Source organism: Salinicola corii (assembly GCF_008298015.1).
In the GTDB taxonomy this organism is placed as follows: domain Bacteria; phylum Pseudomonadota; class Gammaproteobacteria; order Pseudomonadales; family Halomonadaceae; genus Salinicola; species Salinicola corii.
Genome location: NZ_VTPX01000024.1, coordinates 1 through 17370, shown reverse-complemented (window position 1 = coordinate 17370; position 17370 = coordinate 1). Strand labels below are relative to the sequence as shown.

Sequence of the window (17370 nt, the reverse complement as noted above, 5' to 3'; positions counted from 1 at the left end):
TGCCTGATGACAATAAGCCGCTTAGGGAATCGGTGCCCTATCCCCGAGACATGCCCTGGACCTCGTCGACAGGACTATGAACTCTGGTTCTCCCCCGACATGACGGATACCCAGATAAGAGTGGATAATTGCCACTTGAGAGAGGTATCCCATGTCCCAGAGAAGACCTTACTCGCCAGAGTACAAGCAGGAAGCTGTGCACCTGGTACAGCAGTCAGACTCATCGATACCAGAGATTGCCCGGAATCTCGGTATCAATGACAACATGCTTCGCCGATGGGTAAAGCAGGCCACAGAGCCCGGAAAGCGGGTGTTCCCAGGTCATGGCAATCCGAGAGATGAGGAAGTTGCCAGACTTCAGCGGGAACTGCCTTCGTGCCCAGGCCGGCGACTCTGCCGCTTGAGAGCGTAGATAGCTATGATGGCTGCAGCGAAGCAAGATGCTGCGCCCAGGCCGAGCGCCCAGCGTGGACCCCAATGGTCGGCCACCCAACCTACGATTGGTGCACCGAGCGGTATACCTCCGAGCGCGATCCCGCCGCGTAATGCCATTACCCGCCCCCGAAGGGTTGTCTCGGTCGAGAGCTGCATCAGACTGTTGGTCGTATTGGTGAAGGTCAATGCGGCTACGCCAATGACGACTAGCGCCGCCGCGAATAGCCAGTAGCTCGTGACAACGGCGGCCAGCGTACAGCCGAATCCGAAAACGACGGCACTGATCAGCAGGAGCTTGAATCGGGGTCGATCGCGACCGGCGGCAAGCAGTGCCCCCGAGATGGTGCCAATGGCCATGATCGAGAAAAGAAGGCCGTAGCCGCGTGCATCGGTGTGATAGACCCCGACCGCCATGGTCGAGATAAAAATCGGAAAATTCAGGCCGAACGTGCCGATCAGGAACAACATGACCAGAATCGCTTTGAGATCTGGTCGGGAGCGTACGTAGCGCAATCCCTGGCCGAAGCTTCCCTTTGTTCGGTTTGCTCGGGCGATAGTGTGCAGCTCGGAGACGCGTAGCAAAAACAAGGAAGCCAAGACCGCGATAAAACTGACACCATTGAGCAGAAAGGCCCAGCCGGTGCCTATCGACGCGATGGTCAGGCCTGCGCCTGCTGGCCCGATCATTCGCGCTGCGTTGAACGAGGTCGAGTTGAGCGCGACTGCATTCGGCAGATCGGCGTCGCCGACCAGTTCCGCCACGAAAGTTTGGCGCACAGGCGCATCGAATGCCGCCGTGCAGCCGGACAGAAAAGCGAATACATAGACGTGCCAGAGTTGAACCACGCCCGTCATGGTGAGAAGTGCCAGCGCGAAGCCAAGAACGCCCATGACAGCTTGGGTCGCCATTAACAGATTGCGCTGGTTGAAGTGGTCAGCCGCGAAGCCTGTCCAAGGCAGCAGCAGAAGCTGCGGCCCGAACTGAAATGCCATGACCGTGCCGACGGCAGAGGCATTGTGTTGAGTGAGTTGGGTCAGAACCAGCCAATCCTGGGCCGTGCGCTGTGTCCAGGTTCCTATACTGGAGACTAACGAGCCGGCCGCCCAGATGCGATAGTTGCGATTTTTCAGCGAGCGAAAGATCCCCGCCAGGTCAACACTCACGAATGCTCCGATGCATATCCACCGTTGAAGCGGCCGAAATGTCGCGCGGTAAACAATCCAATGGCGAGGACACCGAGCCCGAGGGCAACGACATCGTCTGTGATCTTCAGTCCGAAATCACCGACGCGGCAGACAAGTGCGTAGCCGACCACCAGATTGAAGAAGCCCCAGAGTATGTTCACAGTCGGTGAAGACAGTCCTTGTCCCGGTGGCTTCGCGAATGGGCTCTGAAACGGCTTCCCCAACACGCCACTGACGAAATGCGGCACAGCATTCGTGAGAAAGGCACCGCCGAAGAAGTAAGAAGCGAGATGAAACCATTGCACGGTCAGGTACTCCTCTTGTCGAGCAGGTTGATGATGTCTTGCGTCGTACCCGACTCACCGAGCTTCGGGAAGACCTGCTTGATGCTGTAGTCGTGTGCCTCGGATCGTCCATCTGTCATGGCGTCAACGGCCAACGTGACGTTGAAACCGTGCTCATACGCCTGGCGGGCTGTCGACTCGACACCGGTTCCGGTGGCGACGCCGCTGATCACGACCTGAGTAACGCCGAGCGTCTTGAGTCGCGCTTCCAGATCAGTACTGGCAAATGCGCCCCAAGTGCGTTTCGTCACGACGATGTCGCTGGGCTGCTGACCGAGTTCGGGAATGAAGTCCTCCCAACCGGCCGGAAATGGCTCGTTGCGGCGTGGCCTTTCGGTGCGGCCGGGAGCGCCGTCGGTGACGTTGACTAGAACGACCGGCAAGCCGCGTTCCCGAAACTCGTCAAGCAGCGCCCGTGCCCGCTCCACGATCTTGTCCATGGGGTGGATGGAGGGGAGGCCGACGATGCCTTTCTGAAGGTCGACGATGATAAGAGCAGTATTCGGATCGAGTGTAGTGAGGGCCATGTCTTTTCCTGAAAGAACTGGGAATGGTTCAGAAGTCGGCCAGTCGTTGCAGCAGCTTCACTGCGGCCGCAAGTTCGTCTTGTTCTTCGGGAGACAGTTGCGTTTGTACGGCGTGAGTTAGCCAGTCGTCTTTGGCAGCCCGGCTGGCCTCGAGATTTGCCCGAAAATCAGGCGTCAGGTCGAGGAGGGTTTGCCGCCCATCGGCGGGATCGGGCTTGCCACTGATAGCTTGCATTGCTTCCAGCCTGGCCACGGTGATACGCATGGACTGAGGCCGAACGCTCTCTGCTCTGGCCAGTGCGGATACCGTTGCAGGACCGTCGCGATCCAGGCGGAGAAGCACTGACTTCTGAGCAGATGTGAAGTCCTCTGAGTGGGCCTGCTCCCGGAGCCGCCGGACCAGTTTGCCCAGAGAAATGCGCAGTTCACCGGCCAGTTCGGTCGCCGATTGTTCGTCAGATGCGAGTGATGATTTATTCATAGCGAGACCGTAGCATAAATGAAGTCTGTCTGTACAGTTTTGCTGTATTTATGGTCGCCTGATGATGTACTGAGGAGCGGGTGGGCCGTCGAATCTGGATACGCTCGCGCCTCCGTCATTCGAGCGATAAGATTGGCCAGTTTTGACAATGGTCACGCGAGAAGCCACGTCCCGCGGCGGGTGAGGTGCTGGCCAGGATGGCGGCCGTCTCGCTCAACTACTGTGACAAGATAGTGATCGAGAGTGGCAGAGGACTGTCGCGCTAATCGCGCCCCACCGCTCGCTCGGCATCCTGGCCGAGACGGGCAGCTACCTATCGTTCATCCGGTGCGTTGGCGTTTCTCAATTTACCGATGCACCCAATCCAGATAAACGTGGGGTGGCGAATTCGTGGCCGCCCCCTGCTACAAGACGTGAGCTTCGAGGTCCAGGCTGGTGAAACACTGGGACTGATCGGGCCCAACGGTTCTGGCAAGACCACGCTGTTACGGCTACTGGCAGGACTCGAAAAACTCAAGCAGGGCACGGTCTATTTAGACCACCGCGATATGAGTCGTATGTCTCGGCGGGAGGTAGCTCGAACGGTGGCTTTCGTCGAACAGCAGGTCAGCACCGAAGAGCGGATCAATGTCTACCAGGCTGTCAGTCTGGGGCGTACGCCGTTTCTGTCTCCCCTGCGACCATGGGCGCTGGAGGACGAGCAGATCGTCGCCTGCGCCCTGCACGACGTGGGGATGTCGCAATTGGCCAACCGTGCCTGGCATACGTTATCCGGCGGTGAGCGTCAGCGTGCGCATATCGCGAGGGCACTGGCGCAGCAGCCAGAGATTCTTCTGCTCGACGAGCCAACGAATCATCTGGATATTCGCCATCAACTGTCGCTGCTTCAACTCGTCGAGCACTTGCCGGTCACCGTGATCGTCGCGCTCCACGATCTCAACCAAGCCATGATGTGCGATCGGGTCGGAGTGATGGAGGACGGGCGGCTGGTCGACATCGGAATGCCGCGAACGGTGCTCACCGCGGCGAGGCTGCGCCAGACCTTCGGCGTGCATGTCGATATCTTGCAGGCGCCCGGCGAAGCGAATACGGTCATGCGCTTTCGCCAGGCGCTCTGATGTCCCAGACGCCGCCAAAAAAGAAAAAGAGTCTAATCGAGCCGCTTGAGACGTTGTTTAGCTTTTTGCAGAGCTGCCGTCTTCTCCGGTCTTTTCATGGACTTCCAATGACGTATGTCTTCGAGGGTGCGCCCGCAACCGGTACACAGCCCTCCCTTGAGCTGACAGATGGAAACGCAGGGGCTCTCGATCTTCTTGGCCATGGGTGATGTGGTGCCCTCATCTGATCGGTGCTGCCAACTATCCCCAATCCCTCGCTGGAAATGCGGCGCCTACCAGCCGGCTCACGGCCTGACAGTTCAAGTCGTTTGAACGTCGTTTATCTTTCCCGATCAACGCTCAGGCGAGCTGAGAAGAGTGGTGGCCGGTGATTTTCCATTCGCCCTGGATCTCCTCGAAGGTGAACAGGAATCGGGCCGGGATGGTGACGGTCTCTCCCTTCAGAAGATAGCTGAAGACGTAGTGTCCCCCGACCACGACCGTGCCCAGCTTGCGGCTGACGCGGCGTGAATAGTCGCCGAGTTCGCAGGTCAGCGCCTCGTTGGCGAGGAAGCTGTCGAAGTAGCGCTGGCGCTCGTGGCGGGTGTCGCGGACGTCATTGGCGACCGTGGGTACCAGAATCGCATCTTCGGCGTAGAGCGAAAGCAGGGTCTCCTTCTCGCCCCGGCTGACGGCGATCGCCCAGCGTTCAAGCGTACGCGAGGCGGCATTGAGACAGAACTCGGTGTCGCGTTCGGTCAGGGCAGGGGAGGTCGGATGAGGCATCGCAGTGAAGTTCCTTGTCTAATGGAAGAGCTATCAACGTCGATCTGGCGACAGCGCCGGCGAGACCATGGCGCTATGTCGACTGCGACGTGAGTGAACGCGCTGCCTGCTCGAACCAGCTGACGACCTGCTGGTGATGGCGTCGACCGTAGAACGCGATCAGGCGCTGGGTCGCGTAGTCACGCGGGTCGTCCAGTGCCTGTAGCCGCTGCGCCACGTATTCCCGGGTCAGCGAAATCTGGCACTCGACGGTGCTGCAGTGGTGCTACTCCTCGAAGGTGGTTGGGATCGGTGGGGTTGACATGACAATCTCCGCATCAAAATAAATATGTTATAACATAGCATATCACGAGTGAAGCACTTGTCGCCCGACCCGCCTGTCGACGGATCCAATCTCGGTAGCGGTCACGGCCGCCAGCAGGAGGGCGTGCCATCCACCGGCAGCGCCTGATTCAGGCGCCTCAAGTCCTTCCGCAGTTGGATGCGCATACTGCTCAGCAGCTTGCGTGCGATCTCCGGTAACGGTTTGCCTGGCCGGAACAGCAGCAGGCTGCGGAATCTCACGTCGAATCGAAACGGCCGAATGACGATCCCCCGCTCGACAAAGTCGCAGGCGGCGATTGGATTGATGAAACCGATACCCATGCCCTGGGCGACCAGTTCACAGAGGGTATGAGCGTAAGGAGTCTCGAGCTTCGGCCTGAGCGAAACGCCATGATTCTGCAGAACGTTCTCCAGCCGAACCCGGCTACTGTCTTCCGGGTTGAGCGCCAGAAAGTCCTCACGGTCGAAATCGGCGGGTTCGATGACGCGCCGGCGCGAGAGCACATGACCGGTAGGAATCGCCACGACGCCGGGTTCGTCCAGAAACACCGAATGCTCCAGCCCCATGACCGGCATTTCGTCCGCCATCAGGCCGAAGTCGCACTGTCCCGAGGAGACCTGCTGATGCACGTCTTTCGAGCTCAACACCTTCAGTTGGACCTTGACGTCCTGTGTCGCGAAACCGAATGCGGCCAGCGCTCGCGGCATGAAGGCATTGCCCATGGCGGGATGCGCGGCGACGCTGAGCCGTCCGGTACCCAGGCGGCTGAGACTCTTGATTCGGTGCTCGATGGTCTCGAACCCGACGAAGAAACGATCGACGTCTTCCATCAGCGCCTGTGCCTCCTGCGTCGGTACCAGACGCCCCCTGGTGCGCTCGAAGAACTGCAGGTTGGCGCCCGCTTCTAGTTTTCGAATCGCCTGGCTGACCGCGGGCTGGGAAATGCCGAGCATGCTGGCGGCCTTGCTGGTGCTGCCCGTCGTCATCACCACTCGGAAGATTTCGATTTCGCGAATTCCCATCGTTTTTGAACCTATAAGTCGGGCTTATAGACCTAATAACCTCGAAGGTAGTCTTCGGTCAAGGCAGCCTCGACAATGCGATGACTCATTCACGTAGAGCCTCGGAACATGTCCTTCAAAGATCACGCCAACAATCCCTACGCCAGTCTGTCGCCCGCCGTGTGGCGTGGCTCGACAGTGGTGTTCGACAGCTTTGAGGATTTCGCCGTCCGCAAGACCCGTCAGCCGGATGGCTACAGCTATGGCATCACCGGCACGCCGACGGCGCGAGGGCTCGAGCGACGCATCGCGGACCTGGAAAACGCCCGCCACTGTGTCGTCGTGCCGTCCGGCCAGTCCGCCCTGATGACGACGGTGATGGCGTTCGTTCGCGGTGGCGACCATCTGCTGATCTCCGAGAGCTGTTACGGCGCGCTCAAGACCTTCGCCCGTCAGTGGCTGTCGGCAATGGGTGTCGAGGTCGAGTTCTACCCGCCGACGCTGGATGCCGGTATCGAGGCGCTGATTCGCGACAACACCAAGATGATCTGCCTTGAGGCGCCGGGTACGGTCACCATGGAGATGCAGGCGATCGACACCATCACCGCGATTGCTCGGCGCCACGGTGTGCTGACCATGATGGACAATACCTGGGCGAGCCCGATCTTCTTCAAACCGCTGGACCACGGTGTCGATTTCGCGATCGAAGCCGCGACCAAGTTCATGGGCGGCCACTCCGATCTGCTGATGGGCGCGATCAGTCTCAATGACGACGAGCGCTACGCGACACTGCGTCAGACCCAGAGCATTCTTGGCCAAGCGACCAGCCCGGAGGACTGCTTTCTCGTGCTGCGCGGTCTCGAAACACTGGAACTTCGCCTGCTCGAGCAGGGACGTAAGGCGCTCGAGATCGCCCGCTGGCTCGAGGCGCAGCCGCTGGTCGAGACGGTGCTGTTCCCGGCGCTGGAGAGCCATCCAGGTCACGCCATCTGGCAGCGTCTGTTCACCGGCAATGGCTGCCTGATGTCGATCGTGCTGACGCCTGCCGCGGATGAGCGTGCGATCGGGGCCTTCTTCGACGCCCTCGAGCTCTTCCCGATCGGCGCGAGCTGGGGCGGTACCCATAGCCTGATCGCGTTCTACCCGGCCAGCGAGCAGCGTGCTCGTCAGTATGCGCCCACCGACCAGCCGATCATCCGGCTCTCCATCGGCCTCGAGCCGCATGCGGATCTGCTCGGCGATCTCGAAAAAGCGCTCGGCGCGTACGGAGAGGCGCTGAAGGGCTGAGTTCTCGATGGGGTGCACATCGGCATCCCGTGGATTCCGCGCCACGCGCTTTGACACCAACCCGGAGGCAAGAGTCCCAGGCCCAGGATTCGATGTCGACGAGGCAGCATTCGACCAGACGGCACTCGATGACACGGCACTCGATCACCCAGGAGATAATCACGCAGAACGTAATCACCCAGAACCCGGCAAGCAGTACTCAATCAGTCACAATAAGGACAACGTTCATGAAAACGACACTGCACTATCTGACGACCGCACTCATCGTTGGCTGCACTTTCTCGCAGGCGGCGCACGCCTTCGAATCGCTGGACGAGATTCGCGACAACGGCGTCATCCGCATTGCTAATACCCAGTCAAGCCCGCCCTGGAGCTATCTCAACGAGCAGAACCAGGCCGATGGCTATGACGTGGCGATGGCCAAGGAGGTCGCCAAACGCCTCGATGTTCCCAAGGTCGAGTTCGTCGCCGACACCTTCCAGAACTTCGTGCAGGGGCTCAAGACCGACAAATACGACCTGGTGATGAACGACCTCACGCCGACAGACGAGCGCAAGAAGCAGGTCGACTTCGCCAGCCCCTACGGCGTCGAGGAGTTCTACATCTTCATCCGCGACGACAACGACGACATCCACAGCATCGACGGCATGGCAGGCCATTCGGTCGGCGTCACCTCGGGCACCAGTAACGAAGCCTGGGCGCGAAAACACATGACCGGTTCCGACATCAAGACCTACAGTAACGGCGGACTGGTGTTCAACGACCTGGCCGTGGGCCGCGTCGATGCGGTGCTCTCGTCGCTGTTCGGCGGCAACAAGCATCGCGACGCCGACGATCTGCCGATTCATGCCGTGGGCGAGCCGCTGACCTACCAGCTCTCCGCGCCGGCGATGGCCAAGGGCAATGACTCGCTGCGTGACGCGGTGAGCCAGGCGATCGACGGCATGATCGCCGACGGCACGGTCGAGGCGTATGCCAACCGCTATATCGGTTCCGACTACCACATGCTGAAAGGCATCGCGGCCGCCAAGGCCGAGATCGCCGCCGGGAAGTGAAACGATGACCGATCTTTTCCTGCGCGCGCTACCGCTGCTCCAGCAGGCGATCGTGATGACCCTGGGCCTTGGCCTGGGGGCATTCGTGCTCGGCAGCATCGTCGGCATGCTGGTCGCGCTCATGCGCAATTCCCGGCTGCGGGCGCTGCGCATCATCGCCTTCGCCTATGTCTCGATCTTCCGCGGCACGCCACTGCTGGTGCAGATTCTGCTGATCTACTTCGGCCTGCCTTATTACGGAATCGCGCTGTCGCCGATCCCGGCCGCGCTGCTGGCACTGACGCTCTTCTCGGCGTCCTATCTCAGCGAGATCTTCCGTTCCGGCATCAACTCGGTCGACCCCGGCCAGTGGGAAGCCGCCGAATCGATGAGCATGGGCTACTGGACCTGCCTGCGACGCATCATCCTGCCGCAGGCGTTTCGTATCGCGCTGCCGCCGATGGGCAGCCGCCTGATCGCCCTGGTGAAGGACACCTCGCTCGCCTCGACAATCACTGTCATGGAGCTGACGCGTGTGGCCGAGCAGGTCGGTGCCGCGACCTTCCGCTACATGGAGATGTTCTTGATGGTCGGCGCGATCTACTGGTTCATCAACCAGCTATTGACCATTCTGCAAACCTGGCTCGAAGGCCGTTTGACGAGGCATATGCGATGAGCACGATCAAGGTGAAGGCCGAGGGCATCGTCAAGACCTTCGGCGCGACCCAGGTGCTCGATGGGGTCGATATCTCGGTCAACGGTGGCGAGGTCGTGGTCGTTCTCGGACCCTCCGGCTCCGGCAAGACGACGCTCTTGCGCTCGCTCAACCTGCTCGAAACACCGGATAGCGGCACCCTTGAAGTGTGTGGCTACCGGCTCGACATGGGCGCTCGGGGCGGATTCGACCGCGCCGCTCGTCAACGCGTGGCCGCGTTGAGAAGACGCACCGCGATGGTGTTCCAGTCGTTCAACCTGTTTCCGCACATGACCGCGTTGCAGAACGTGATTGAGGGCCTGATCAGCGTCAAGAAGGTTCCCAAGGCAGAGGCGCTGGCGTGCGGGGAAGCACTGCTCGGCCAAGTCGGGCTTGCCGACAAGCGAGACAGCTATCCTGCGTCGCTCTCCGGAGGGCAGAAACAGCGCGTTGCCATCGCTCGCGGCCTGGCTATGGACCCCGAGGTGATCTTCTTCGACGAACCCACCTCGGCGTTGGACCCGGAGCTGCGTGACGAAGTGCTCGGCGTCATGCGCAAGCTCGCGGACGACGGCATGACCATGCTGGTCGTCACCCACGAGATTCGCTTCGCGCGGGAGGCCGCCGACCGCGTGATCTTCATGGAGAACGGCCGCGTACTCACCGACTGCGCCAAGGAGGTCTTTTTCGGTGACAGAGCCGGCCTCGCCGACATCGGCGAGCGGATCGAGCGTTTTCTGGGTCGGCTCTGAAGACCTAGCGGGTCTGGACGCTCTTCCGCTTCCGCCATCAGAGGAACGTGGACCGTGATCTCTTGTCGGGAGGCTCTAACCCCTTGGACCAGTGAGCCTGTTTCCAGCGCTGATTCATCCGGGTAGCGGGTTGCTTTCGAAGAAGTCGGCAACGCTCTGATGCAGCGCCTCGGCGAGTGCCTGCTGGTGGGCGTTGCGCAACAGGCGCTGACAGTCACTGCGGTTGGACATGAAGCCCGTCTCTACCAGCATCGAGGGAATGTCCGGTGACTTCAACACCGCGAACGCCGCCTTGTTGATGCGGTCGTTGTGCAGATGCGTCACGTCGCCGAGGTTGGTCAGCGTCGTCCTGGCGAGTTTTTCGCTGGCGACATCGGTACCCCGCATCGACAGGTCGATCAGCACCGATTGCACGTCGGGATCATCCGAGTAGATGTCGCTGGCCCGCGTCGAGGCGTAGCGATCGGCACTGTTCTGACTTTCGGCGAGCCAGCGCGCCATCGCCGAGCTGGCCCCATGCTGGGAGAGGATATAGACGGAAGCGCCGGAGGCGCTAGTCGACGGGGCGGCGTCGGCGTGAATCGACATGAACAGATCGGCGTGATGGTTGCGCGCCATTAGCACGCGTTCGTGCAGCGGGATGAAGATATCGCTGTCGCGGGTCAGCGACGGCTCGAAGCGCGGGTCCTTGTCGAGACGTTCCTTGAGATAGTCTGCCACGCCCATCGCCACGTACTTCTCGTAGTGATCGTCGTGGCTGATGCAGCCGGGGTCCTTGCCGCCGTGACCAGCGTCGATCTCGATGATGGCCTTGCGCGGCTGATCGTGGGATTTCGCTTCGGCGGTGACGGCGGCCATCAGCGGGTCAGGATCGTTGATGCTGACAATCAGCTGCGAGCGATGGGAGTCGAGCCGGCGGATATGCGTTTGCGGTTGTTTGAGTGTCTTCAGGTCCAGCACGATGCGCATACCGCCATCGCGATGACCGGTCCTGACATCTTTGACGATGCCCGCGTGCTGGCGCGACGCGTCGGAGGGGACGACCCGCGTGACCTGAGGCAGGTCGATGACGATTCGCGGCGGGGCATCAAGAGTGAACACCTTATGTTCGTTGTTGCCCTCGAGCTCGATGACAAAACTGGCGCTATCGTCGTCCTCGGTCAACATGAATGGTGTCAGGGGATTGCTGGCCAGGGCCCGGGACTCGGGAGTAAACAGGTGGCCAGGAGCGTGGTGATGAATCGCCTTCTGTCCATGGTGAAAGTCCGTAAAGGATGATGAATAAACCGTTAGCAGTGCCAATTCATACCCATGTTTCGAGGTGCTGACGGTGACTGGTGAATAGGTGGCGAAAGTTGGAGGCCATCATGTCTTGGCAACTCGTTACTCTGGTAAAAAATGTTTATTAAATCTCCGGCTGGCTATGAAATCATTGTTCAACTCACTGCAACCATCACGCTCTCCAGCGACTCTCGGGGAATGTCTCGGGTAATGAAGACCAGTCGTGAACGATGGTCTTCGTTCGGCCAGGCGTCGAGCTCCACCGAAGGGTGAAAGATGTGCTGTACGCCGTGGATGACGGTGGGCCTATCGCGCCCGGCGATGTTCAAAATGCCTTTGATGCGCAGCATGTTTTCGCCCATTAACGCGAGCATCAGATCGAGCCAGGATTCGAACCGAGCCAGGTCGATGGGCGTATCAAGCGTGAAACTGTGCGCGAGGATATGATCGTCGTGACGGTTCGGATCGTTTTGGAGGCCATCGCCTTCTCTACCGCCGATGGCCATCGGTGATAGTCCGGCGGTGGCGCCGACGCTGAACGAGAGTTTGCCCATGGCCGGCGGCTTAGGGTCGAGATAACCGTCCAGCCAGCGCGCGAGATCAGGGCGGGTGCCGTCGGCATCCATCAGCCGCAGGCCTATCAACGCCTCGGCATCGATCTCGCCCGCCTTGATCACGCGCTGTGCCGCGCCGGGATTGATTGCCGCCAGACGCTGGCGCAGGTCCGCGAGCGAGGCTTCCTCGGCCAGGTCCGACTTGGTTAGCAGCAGCAGGTCGGCGATGGCTGTCTGCTTCATCGCCTCCGGATGGCGGTCGAGTGTGCCGAGGCCGTGGGCGGCATCGACTGTCGTGACGATGCCGTCGAGCCGATACTGCGGAACCAATTTAGGGTCGGTCATCAGCGTGTGCAGAATCGGCGCGGGATCGGCGAGCCCGGTGGTTTCGATCACGACCCGCTCGAATTGGCGCTGGCCTCCGCGAGAGAAGCGCCAGGGCGCATCGCGCAGCGTCCGCGCTAGATCCCCGCGGACGGTGCAACAGAGGCAGCCGCTATCGAGCGCAACGACTTCGGTTTCGTCGGTGGCGCTGAAGAGCTGATGGTCGAGTCCGATTTCGCCGAACTCGTTGATCACCACCAGAATGCGATTCATGCCCGGTTGGCGTACCAGCCGGTTGAGCAGTGTCGTCTTGCCGCTGCCGAGAAATCCGGTCAGCAGTGTGACGGGAATGGGGTTTCGGCTGGTGGAAGACATGGCGTTACCCGCGAAGACGTGGGAGAAAGAAGCCCGGCGAAGCGTACCGCGTCATGCGGCTGAGGGCATAGAGCCCGAAGCTCAGTGCGGCGATGCAGGAGGATGCCGGCAGGTTGGCGTAATAGGAAATGATCAGCCCTCCCAGTGACTCGACGAGCGAGAGTAGCACCGTCAAGGCAAGTCCGACGCCGATGCGTCCGCTCCACGCCTGTGCGGCGCTGGCAGGGCCGATGAAGATGGCGAAGCTCAAGAGCGCGCCGATCACCGGGACCGCGATCGCCGATGCCGCTCCCAGCAGCAGTAGAAACAGGGTATCGATCAGCGATACCGGGATGCCTCTGGCGCGGGCGGCATCGGGGTTGAGGCTGGCGAATCGCAGGGGCCGGAAGATGGCAACGAGTCCGGCCAGCACGACGAGCGAGGTGATCGTGATCCACCGGATCTGGCTGGCATCGATCCCGAAGACGCTGCCAAACAGAATGCCGATGGCGGCGTTGGCATTGGCACTGTAGAGATTGATGAACAGTGCGCCGAGACCCAGCGAAAACATCAGGATCATCCCCACGCTGACATCGCGCTCACCCACGTTTCGTCCGGACCACGCCATCAGCAGCGCCGCCCCCAGTACGAAGACCAGCAGCCCGACCATCGGCTCGGCCCCGATCAAGGATGCGCCGGCGGCGCCGGCGAAGCCGATATTGCTCAGCGCGTGTGAGCCGAACGCCTGACGGCGCAGCACGACGAAGTAGCCCACCAACGAGCCCATCACAGCGATGATAGTGGTCGCCAGGAAGGCGTTCTGCATGAAGTCGTAGCGCAGAAACTCGGGCACTGTCACTGGCCCACCGCCTGGAGTCGACGCTGGCTCCCCTCGAACACGAAGCGGCGCCCCTCCTCACTGATGACGCGCATCGGCGTGCCATAGAGCTCGCTCAGCGTGCGGTCGCAGATGATCTCGTCGACACGGCCGGCCCGGCCGCGGCCGCCGGCCAGATAAAGCACCTGATCGCACACCCGTAGCACCGGATTGACGTCGTGTGTGCTGAAGATCACGGCGATACCACGGCGGGTCAGCACATCGGCTACGGAGACGACGCGATCGCGCGCGGCCGGATCGAGCTGCGACAGAGGTTCATCGAACAGGATCAGGCTCGGGTCGCTGACCAGCGCCTGGGCGATCAGCAGCCGCTGGCGTTGCCCGCCGGAGAGCGTCGACAGGCGTCGCCGTGCCAGGTCGCGAGCCTCGACCGTCTCCAACGCTTCGTCGACGGCCTGGGTCTGGTGCCTGAGTCCGAAAGGCAGGGGCATGCCCCAGCGGTGCGCGTGATAGGCGGCGCTGACGAACTCCCGTCCAATCAGGGCGTTGTCATTCAGCAGCTTCGAGGCTTGCGGCACGTAGGCCACGTAGCGTCTGGCACGCCGGGGACGCCCGCCCATCACCGTGAGCTTGCCAGCGCGCAGCGGCACCAGCCCGAGCAGCGTCTCGAACAAGCTGGTCTTGCCGGCGCCGTTGGGGCCGACCAGTGCGGTAAAGCTGCCTGGCGCGATATCGAACGAGAGCGCTTCGAATACGCTGGCCGCGCCTTTGCCGGCGGCGATCCGTTGGGCTCGAATCAGCGGCTCATCAGCCATGGTTCGCGTTCGACCCGGCTTCGTCCAGCGCTTTGCCGATGGCCTTGAGCTGCGTGATCTGCCATTGGGCGTAATCCTCGCCGTGCAGCGGAATGGCACTGACCCCGACGGTTGGAATACCCGCTTCCTTGGCCGTGCTGACCTGGCTCTGGGTCAGTCGGTTGTTGACCTGCAGGTTGTAGATCAACAGGTCGACCTGGTGCTGCTTCAATGCATCCGTGAACGTCGCGACCTGCTGGGCGCTGGGCTGGTGGTTATCCATCGAGGCGAACTGGATGTCGTGATAGCGGTTTTCGTAGCCGAGCAGTTCGATCATGTAGCTGTAGACCGGTACCGTGGCGGTGATGCTCAGGTTGGGGTGATCGGCGATCAACTGCTGGACGGCGCCATAGATCGGCAGCAGCGACTGCTGGAAGGACGCCAGGTTGGCGCGATAGTCGTCGGCGTGGTCCGGATCGATCGTCTCCAGCGCGCTCGCCACGCGGCTCGCGGTGGCCAGCATGATCTGCGGGGAGTAGAACAGATGTGGGTTGTCGTCCGCCATGATCATGTGGCTCCCGGCGTCGCTGGCGCGGACGATCTGGCGCTCGTCACCGTCGGTGCTCTTGAGCAGCGGCTCTATCCAGCCATCGAATCCCAAGCCGTTGAGCACGATTAGCTCGGCCTGTTCCAGATCTCTGGCGATCTTCGGATCGGCCCGGAAAGCGTGTGGATTGACATCGGGACTGTCCAGTAGCGAGACGACGTCGACATGATCGCCTCCTATCGACTTGACCATGCTGCCATAGCTGCTCTCGGCAGCCACGGCGTGAATAGCGGCCTGGGCGGTACCGATGCAGACGAAAGAGAGAAGGAAGAGGGAAACGAGCCAGGACATGAGACGGCGAAGCAATAGCATGAAATGAAGCTCCAGATGTTATGAAATCTCGTTCTAATAGCATGCAGATCAACGTTTACTGTTCTAAACGATGCTAATTATGTTATAACATAACATTCTCAGACGAGCGACTCAATGTGCTGAGATCATAATCTAATATTCCAGGTTTTATGGTTGGCCGCGTTTCGCAGGCTGGCGTTTCAGATCGGATTGTTCCGACCCCGCGCTCAGACAGATGGTAGAAGCTGTCTGAGTAGAAACCCCGCCAAACCAGATTAACATTTTTCCTTCACCAAGCCTGTAGACCCTGTCACATCTGTCGTCTTGCGCAACACGACAGGAACCGCAAATGCTACGACGCATTTTCCCGCGAGCCAGCCAGAAAACAGAGCAGTCGGAAGGCTTTACGAAGCCTCACACCGGAAAGGCGCTGCTCGATACTCCGCGTCGCCAGCAGATGGTCAAGATGCTCTGGGACACGACATCCTTGACACACAGTGTTTTCGACGAGTATCTGCTCGCACCGATCTGCCGGTATGCCGAACTGGTACAGCTGCTCCCAGCATCGGAATCACATCACCACGCCTATGCCGGCGGAATGCTCGATCACGCTCTGGAGATGGCGTGCTATGGGCTCCGGTTGAGACAGCAACACCTATTACCTCCTGGGGCTAGGCCCGAAGATCAAAGCTCCGCGGGCGAGCTCTGGAGTGCCGCGATCGTCTGCGGTGCTCTGATGCATGATGTGGCCAAAGTTCTTGTCGACGTCAAAGTCAGCCTGGAGGACGGTAGAGAATGGCATGTGTGGCACGGCCCGATTCCCGTTCCGTACCGGGTCAGGTATCGGAAGGGGCGGGAGTACCATCTACATAGCGCTGTGAATCCTGTTCTTTGTCAGCAAGTCCTCGGTGCCAACGTCATGGATTGGCTCATGACGCAACCCAAGCTCTTTTCCCTATTTATGTACACCATCTCAGGGCATACCGAACGCGGCGGCATCATCGCCGAACTCATTCACCAGGCCGACCGTGCAAGTGTCGCCAAGGCACTAGGGGGCGACCCGGTACAGGCGCTGACCGCCCCCGTTGAATCGATACAGCGCAAGCTGGCAGAGGGATTGCGGTATTTAGTGAGAGAACAATTCACCCTGAACCAGAAGGGGGGCCAAGCCTGGCTGACGGGTGAGGCCCTTTGGCTAGTTTCCCCGCGAGCGATCCACGAACTGAAAGCCCATCTTTACGCTCAAGGCATCAAAAGCATACCGGCTGACCTGGATCGACTTTATGGAGAACTCCAGGCTCATGGAATCATTGAGCAAGTGAGCGAAGGGAAATCGGTTTGGAAGTGCGAGATTACGGACAGCGATTGGCAGAAGACGCTGAACATGATCAAGGTCTCGCCCACGTTGATCTGGGGAACTGATGAGCGTCCTGATGCTTTTGAAGGACAGGTATCACCGCATGGGGCGGGGGACAGCGAGCCAGCGCCAGCGGGAAAGAAAGAGCCCGAACAACCTGAAAGCCAGCCTGGGGGAGAAGAAACCGCTTCAACGGACCCTGGGCCAGCCACTTTGCCGAGCGGTCAGATAGAGCGGGAGACATCGCTGCCAGATGACTTGGATAGCGCTTTGCTGGAACTGTTGCCAGATACCCATAAAGAGCAGGCATCTGGAGATGAGTCTGATAGCAGGTTAACAATTCGCAACAACGATGCATCAAAAGTATCTGATATAAATAAAGTTTCGGAAACGATCTGCGAACCAGGGGATCCAGGTAATGCGTCAGATTTGGGCGCAATGTTCTGGCAATGGCTACAAACGGGCATTGAAGACCATTCCATCATCATCAACGACACGAAGGCCCAAGTTCATGTCGTGGATGGAACCTATTTCCTGGTGAGCCCAGGCATCTTCAAACGTTACAGCGCCAAGGTGCTGGGTGACGGAGAACGCTGGAAGTCTGTGCAGACACGTTTCCAGAAGCTAGGGCACCATATCCGAGACGACAACAAGAACATTCATCAAGTGCTGGTTGATGGTCCGAACAAGCAGAGCCGGTTGCAAGGGTACTTGATAAAGAAATCAGCGCTGCTAACGAAAAGAAAGCCGAACAACAACCGGCTTTTGACGCTGGAAGAAAACGGTACAAGGGAAGTTGACAATGAATGATGTCTCTTTTATGGAGCTGCTGAGTTTATATGCAACCTATCGGTTCTTGCGTCCTAAAACAATCGAGACCTATAGCGGGGTCGTCAGGGTGGGCGGTCTCGATAACCAAGTGCAACACCCGAACTGTTAGCTAAGGTGTTGTCATGACTCATTGCTATCACCATCTCTGCGCCGAAGAGAGAGCTGCCATCATGTTGATGCAGGCAACTCAT

20 protein-coding genes are annotated in these 17370 nt (G+C 60.0%); 7 read left to right on the top strand and 13 right to left on the bottom strand.

Annotated features, from left to right (window positions below; all coding sequences use genetic code 11):
• Positions 1-151: 151 nt before the first annotated feature.
• A complete protein-coding gene (locus tag F0A16_RS22320; protein ID WP_149437988.1) occupies positions 152-412 on the top strand; it encodes a transposase in 261 nt (86 codons plus the stop codon).
• On the opposite strand, the gene F0A16_RS21135 is transcribed toward F0A16_RS22320, so the two are convergent.
• The 4 genes from F0A16_RS21135 to F0A16_RS21120 are packed head-to-tail and all read right to left on the bottom strand — an operon-like array spanning position 358 to position 2972.
• Entirely contained in the window at positions 358-1599 is a 1242-nt protein-coding gene (locus F0A16_RS21135; protein WP_239023921.1) for an MFS transporter, read from the bottom strand. The two genes, F0A16_RS22320 and F0A16_RS21135, sit on opposite strands and share 55 nt — an antisense overlap.
• Complete coding sequence (locus F0A16_RS21130; RefSeq protein WP_149437986.1) at positions 1596-1925, bottom strand: hypothetical protein; 330 nt, start codon at positions 1923-1925, stop codon at positions 1596-1598. Before F0A16_RS21130 ends, F0A16_RS21135 begins: the two co-directional genes overlap by 4 nt.
• A gap of 2 nt (positions 1926-1927) precedes the next feature.
• Positions 1928-2491, bottom strand: a complete 564-nt coding sequence (locus tag F0A16_RS21125; RefSeq protein ID WP_149437984.1) for an isochorismatase family protein — start codon at positions 2489-2491, stop codon at positions 1928-1930.
• A 28-nt stretch (positions 2492-2519) separates the two neighbouring features.
• Positions 2520-2972 carry a MarR family winged helix-turn-helix transcriptional regulator gene (locus tag F0A16_RS21120; protein WP_149437982.1) on the bottom strand — a complete coding sequence of 151 codons (453 nt, stop codon included), beginning with the start codon at positions 2970-2972 and terminating at the stop codon, positions 2520-2522.
• A 353-nt stretch (positions 2973-3325) separates the two neighbouring features.
• Between F0A16_RS21120 and F0A16_RS21110 the strand changes: the two genes are divergently transcribed.
• On the top strand, positions 3326-4090 hold the full coding sequence (locus F0A16_RS21110; RefSeq protein WP_149437981.1) for an ABC transporter ATP-binding protein: 765 nt from the start codon (positions 3326-3328) through the stop codon (positions 4088-4090).
• A gap of 32 nt (positions 4091-4122) precedes the next feature.
• On the opposite strand, the gene F0A16_RS21105 is transcribed toward F0A16_RS21110, so the two are convergent.
• The 4 genes from F0A16_RS21105 to F0A16_RS21095 form a co-directional block, all read right to left on the bottom strand.
• Positions 4123-4293 (bottom strand): DUF1289 domain-containing protein, encoded by a 171-nt coding sequence (locus F0A16_RS21105; protein ID WP_149437979.1) that lies wholly within the window; start codon positions 4291-4293, stop codon positions 4123-4125.
• A gap of 136 nt (positions 4294-4429) precedes the next feature.
• Positions 4430-4855, bottom strand: coding sequence for a DUF4440 domain-containing protein (locus tag F0A16_RS21100; RefSeq protein ID WP_149437977.1), 426 nt, complete (start codon positions 4853-4855; stop codon positions 4430-4432).
• 73 nt (positions 4856-4928) lie between these two features.
• Positions 4929-5072, bottom strand: a complete 144-nt coding sequence (locus F0A16_RS21840) for a hypothetical protein (RefSeq protein WP_187776105.1) — start codon at positions 5070-5072, stop codon at positions 4929-4931.
• Positions 5073-5260: 188 nt separating this feature from the next.
• Positions 5261-6202, bottom strand: a complete 942-nt coding sequence (locus tag F0A16_RS21095) for a LysR substrate-binding domain-containing protein (RefSeq protein WP_149437975.1) — start codon at positions 6200-6202, stop codon at positions 5261-5263.
• 108 nt (positions 6203-6310) lie between these two features.
• Here F0A16_RS21095 and F0A16_RS21090 point away from each other — a divergent pair, with 108 nt between their 5' ends.
• The 4 genes from F0A16_RS21090 (at position 6311) to F0A16_RS21075 (ending at position 9948) form a co-directional block, all read left to right on the top strand.
• Positions 6311-7468: a trans-sulfuration enzyme family protein gene (locus tag F0A16_RS21090; protein ID WP_149437973.1), complete on the top strand. Its 1158-nt coding sequence runs from the start codon at positions 6311-6313 to the stop codon at positions 7466-7468.
• 227 nt (positions 7469-7695) lie between these two features.
• Complete coding sequence (locus F0A16_RS21085) at positions 7696-8523, top strand: transporter substrate-binding domain-containing protein (RefSeq protein WP_149437971.1); 828 nt, start codon at positions 7696-7698, stop codon at positions 8521-8523.
• Between the two features lie 4 nt (positions 8524-8527).
• Positions 8528-9178, top strand: a complete 651-nt coding sequence (locus F0A16_RS21080; RefSeq protein WP_149437970.1) for an amino acid ABC transporter permease — start codon at positions 8528-8530, stop codon at positions 9176-9178.
• Positions 9175-9948 (top strand): amino acid ABC transporter ATP-binding protein, encoded by a 774-nt coding sequence (locus F0A16_RS21075; RefSeq protein ID WP_149437968.1) that lies wholly within the window; start codon positions 9175-9177, stop codon positions 9946-9948. The genes F0A16_RS21080 and F0A16_RS21075 overlap by 4 nt, the downstream gene beginning before the upstream one ends.
• 114 nt (positions 9949-10062) lie before the next feature.
• On the opposite strand, the gene F0A16_RS21070 is transcribed toward F0A16_RS21075, so the two are convergent.
• The 5 genes from F0A16_RS21070 to F0A16_RS21050 all read right to left on the bottom strand — a co-directional run bounded on the left by F0A16_RS21070 (position 10063) and on the right by F0A16_RS21050 (position 15012).
• The gene (locus tag F0A16_RS21070; protein ID WP_149437966.1) at positions 10063-11115 is read right to left on the bottom strand and encodes an N-acetylmuramoyl-L-alanine amidase; all 1053 of its coding nucleotides are present in this window, start codon (positions 11113-11115) and stop codon (positions 10063-10065) included.
• Positions 11116-11384: 269 nt separating this feature from the next.
• Entirely contained in the window at positions 11385-12482 is a 1098-nt protein-coding gene (locus F0A16_RS21065; protein WP_149437964.1) for a CobW family GTP-binding protein, read from the bottom strand.
• A gap of 4 nt (positions 12483-12486) precedes the next feature.
• Positions 12487-13320 (bottom strand): metal ABC transporter permease, encoded by an 834-nt coding sequence (locus F0A16_RS21060; protein ID WP_223119851.1) that lies wholly within the window; start codon positions 13318-13320, stop codon positions 12487-12489.
• Positions 13317-14114, bottom strand: a complete 798-nt coding sequence (locus F0A16_RS21055; protein ID WP_149437962.1) for a metal ABC transporter ATP-binding protein — start codon at positions 14112-14114, stop codon at positions 13317-13319. The genes F0A16_RS21060 and F0A16_RS21055 overlap by 4 nt, the downstream gene beginning before the upstream one ends.
• Positions 14107-15012, bottom strand: coding sequence for a metal ABC transporter solute-binding protein, Zn/Mn family (locus F0A16_RS21050; protein WP_149437960.1), 906 nt, complete (start codon positions 15010-15012; stop codon positions 14107-14109). Before F0A16_RS21050 ends, F0A16_RS21055 begins: the two co-directional genes overlap by 8 nt.
• A 328-nt stretch (positions 15013-15340) precedes the next feature.
• On the opposite strand from F0A16_RS21050, the gene mobH reads away from it, so the two are divergent.
• Entirely contained in the window at positions 15341-17158 is a 1818-nt protein-coding gene (gene mobH, locus F0A16_RS21045; protein ID WP_149437958.1) for a MobH family relaxase, read from the top strand.
• Positions 17159-17370: the final 212 nt, after the last annotated feature.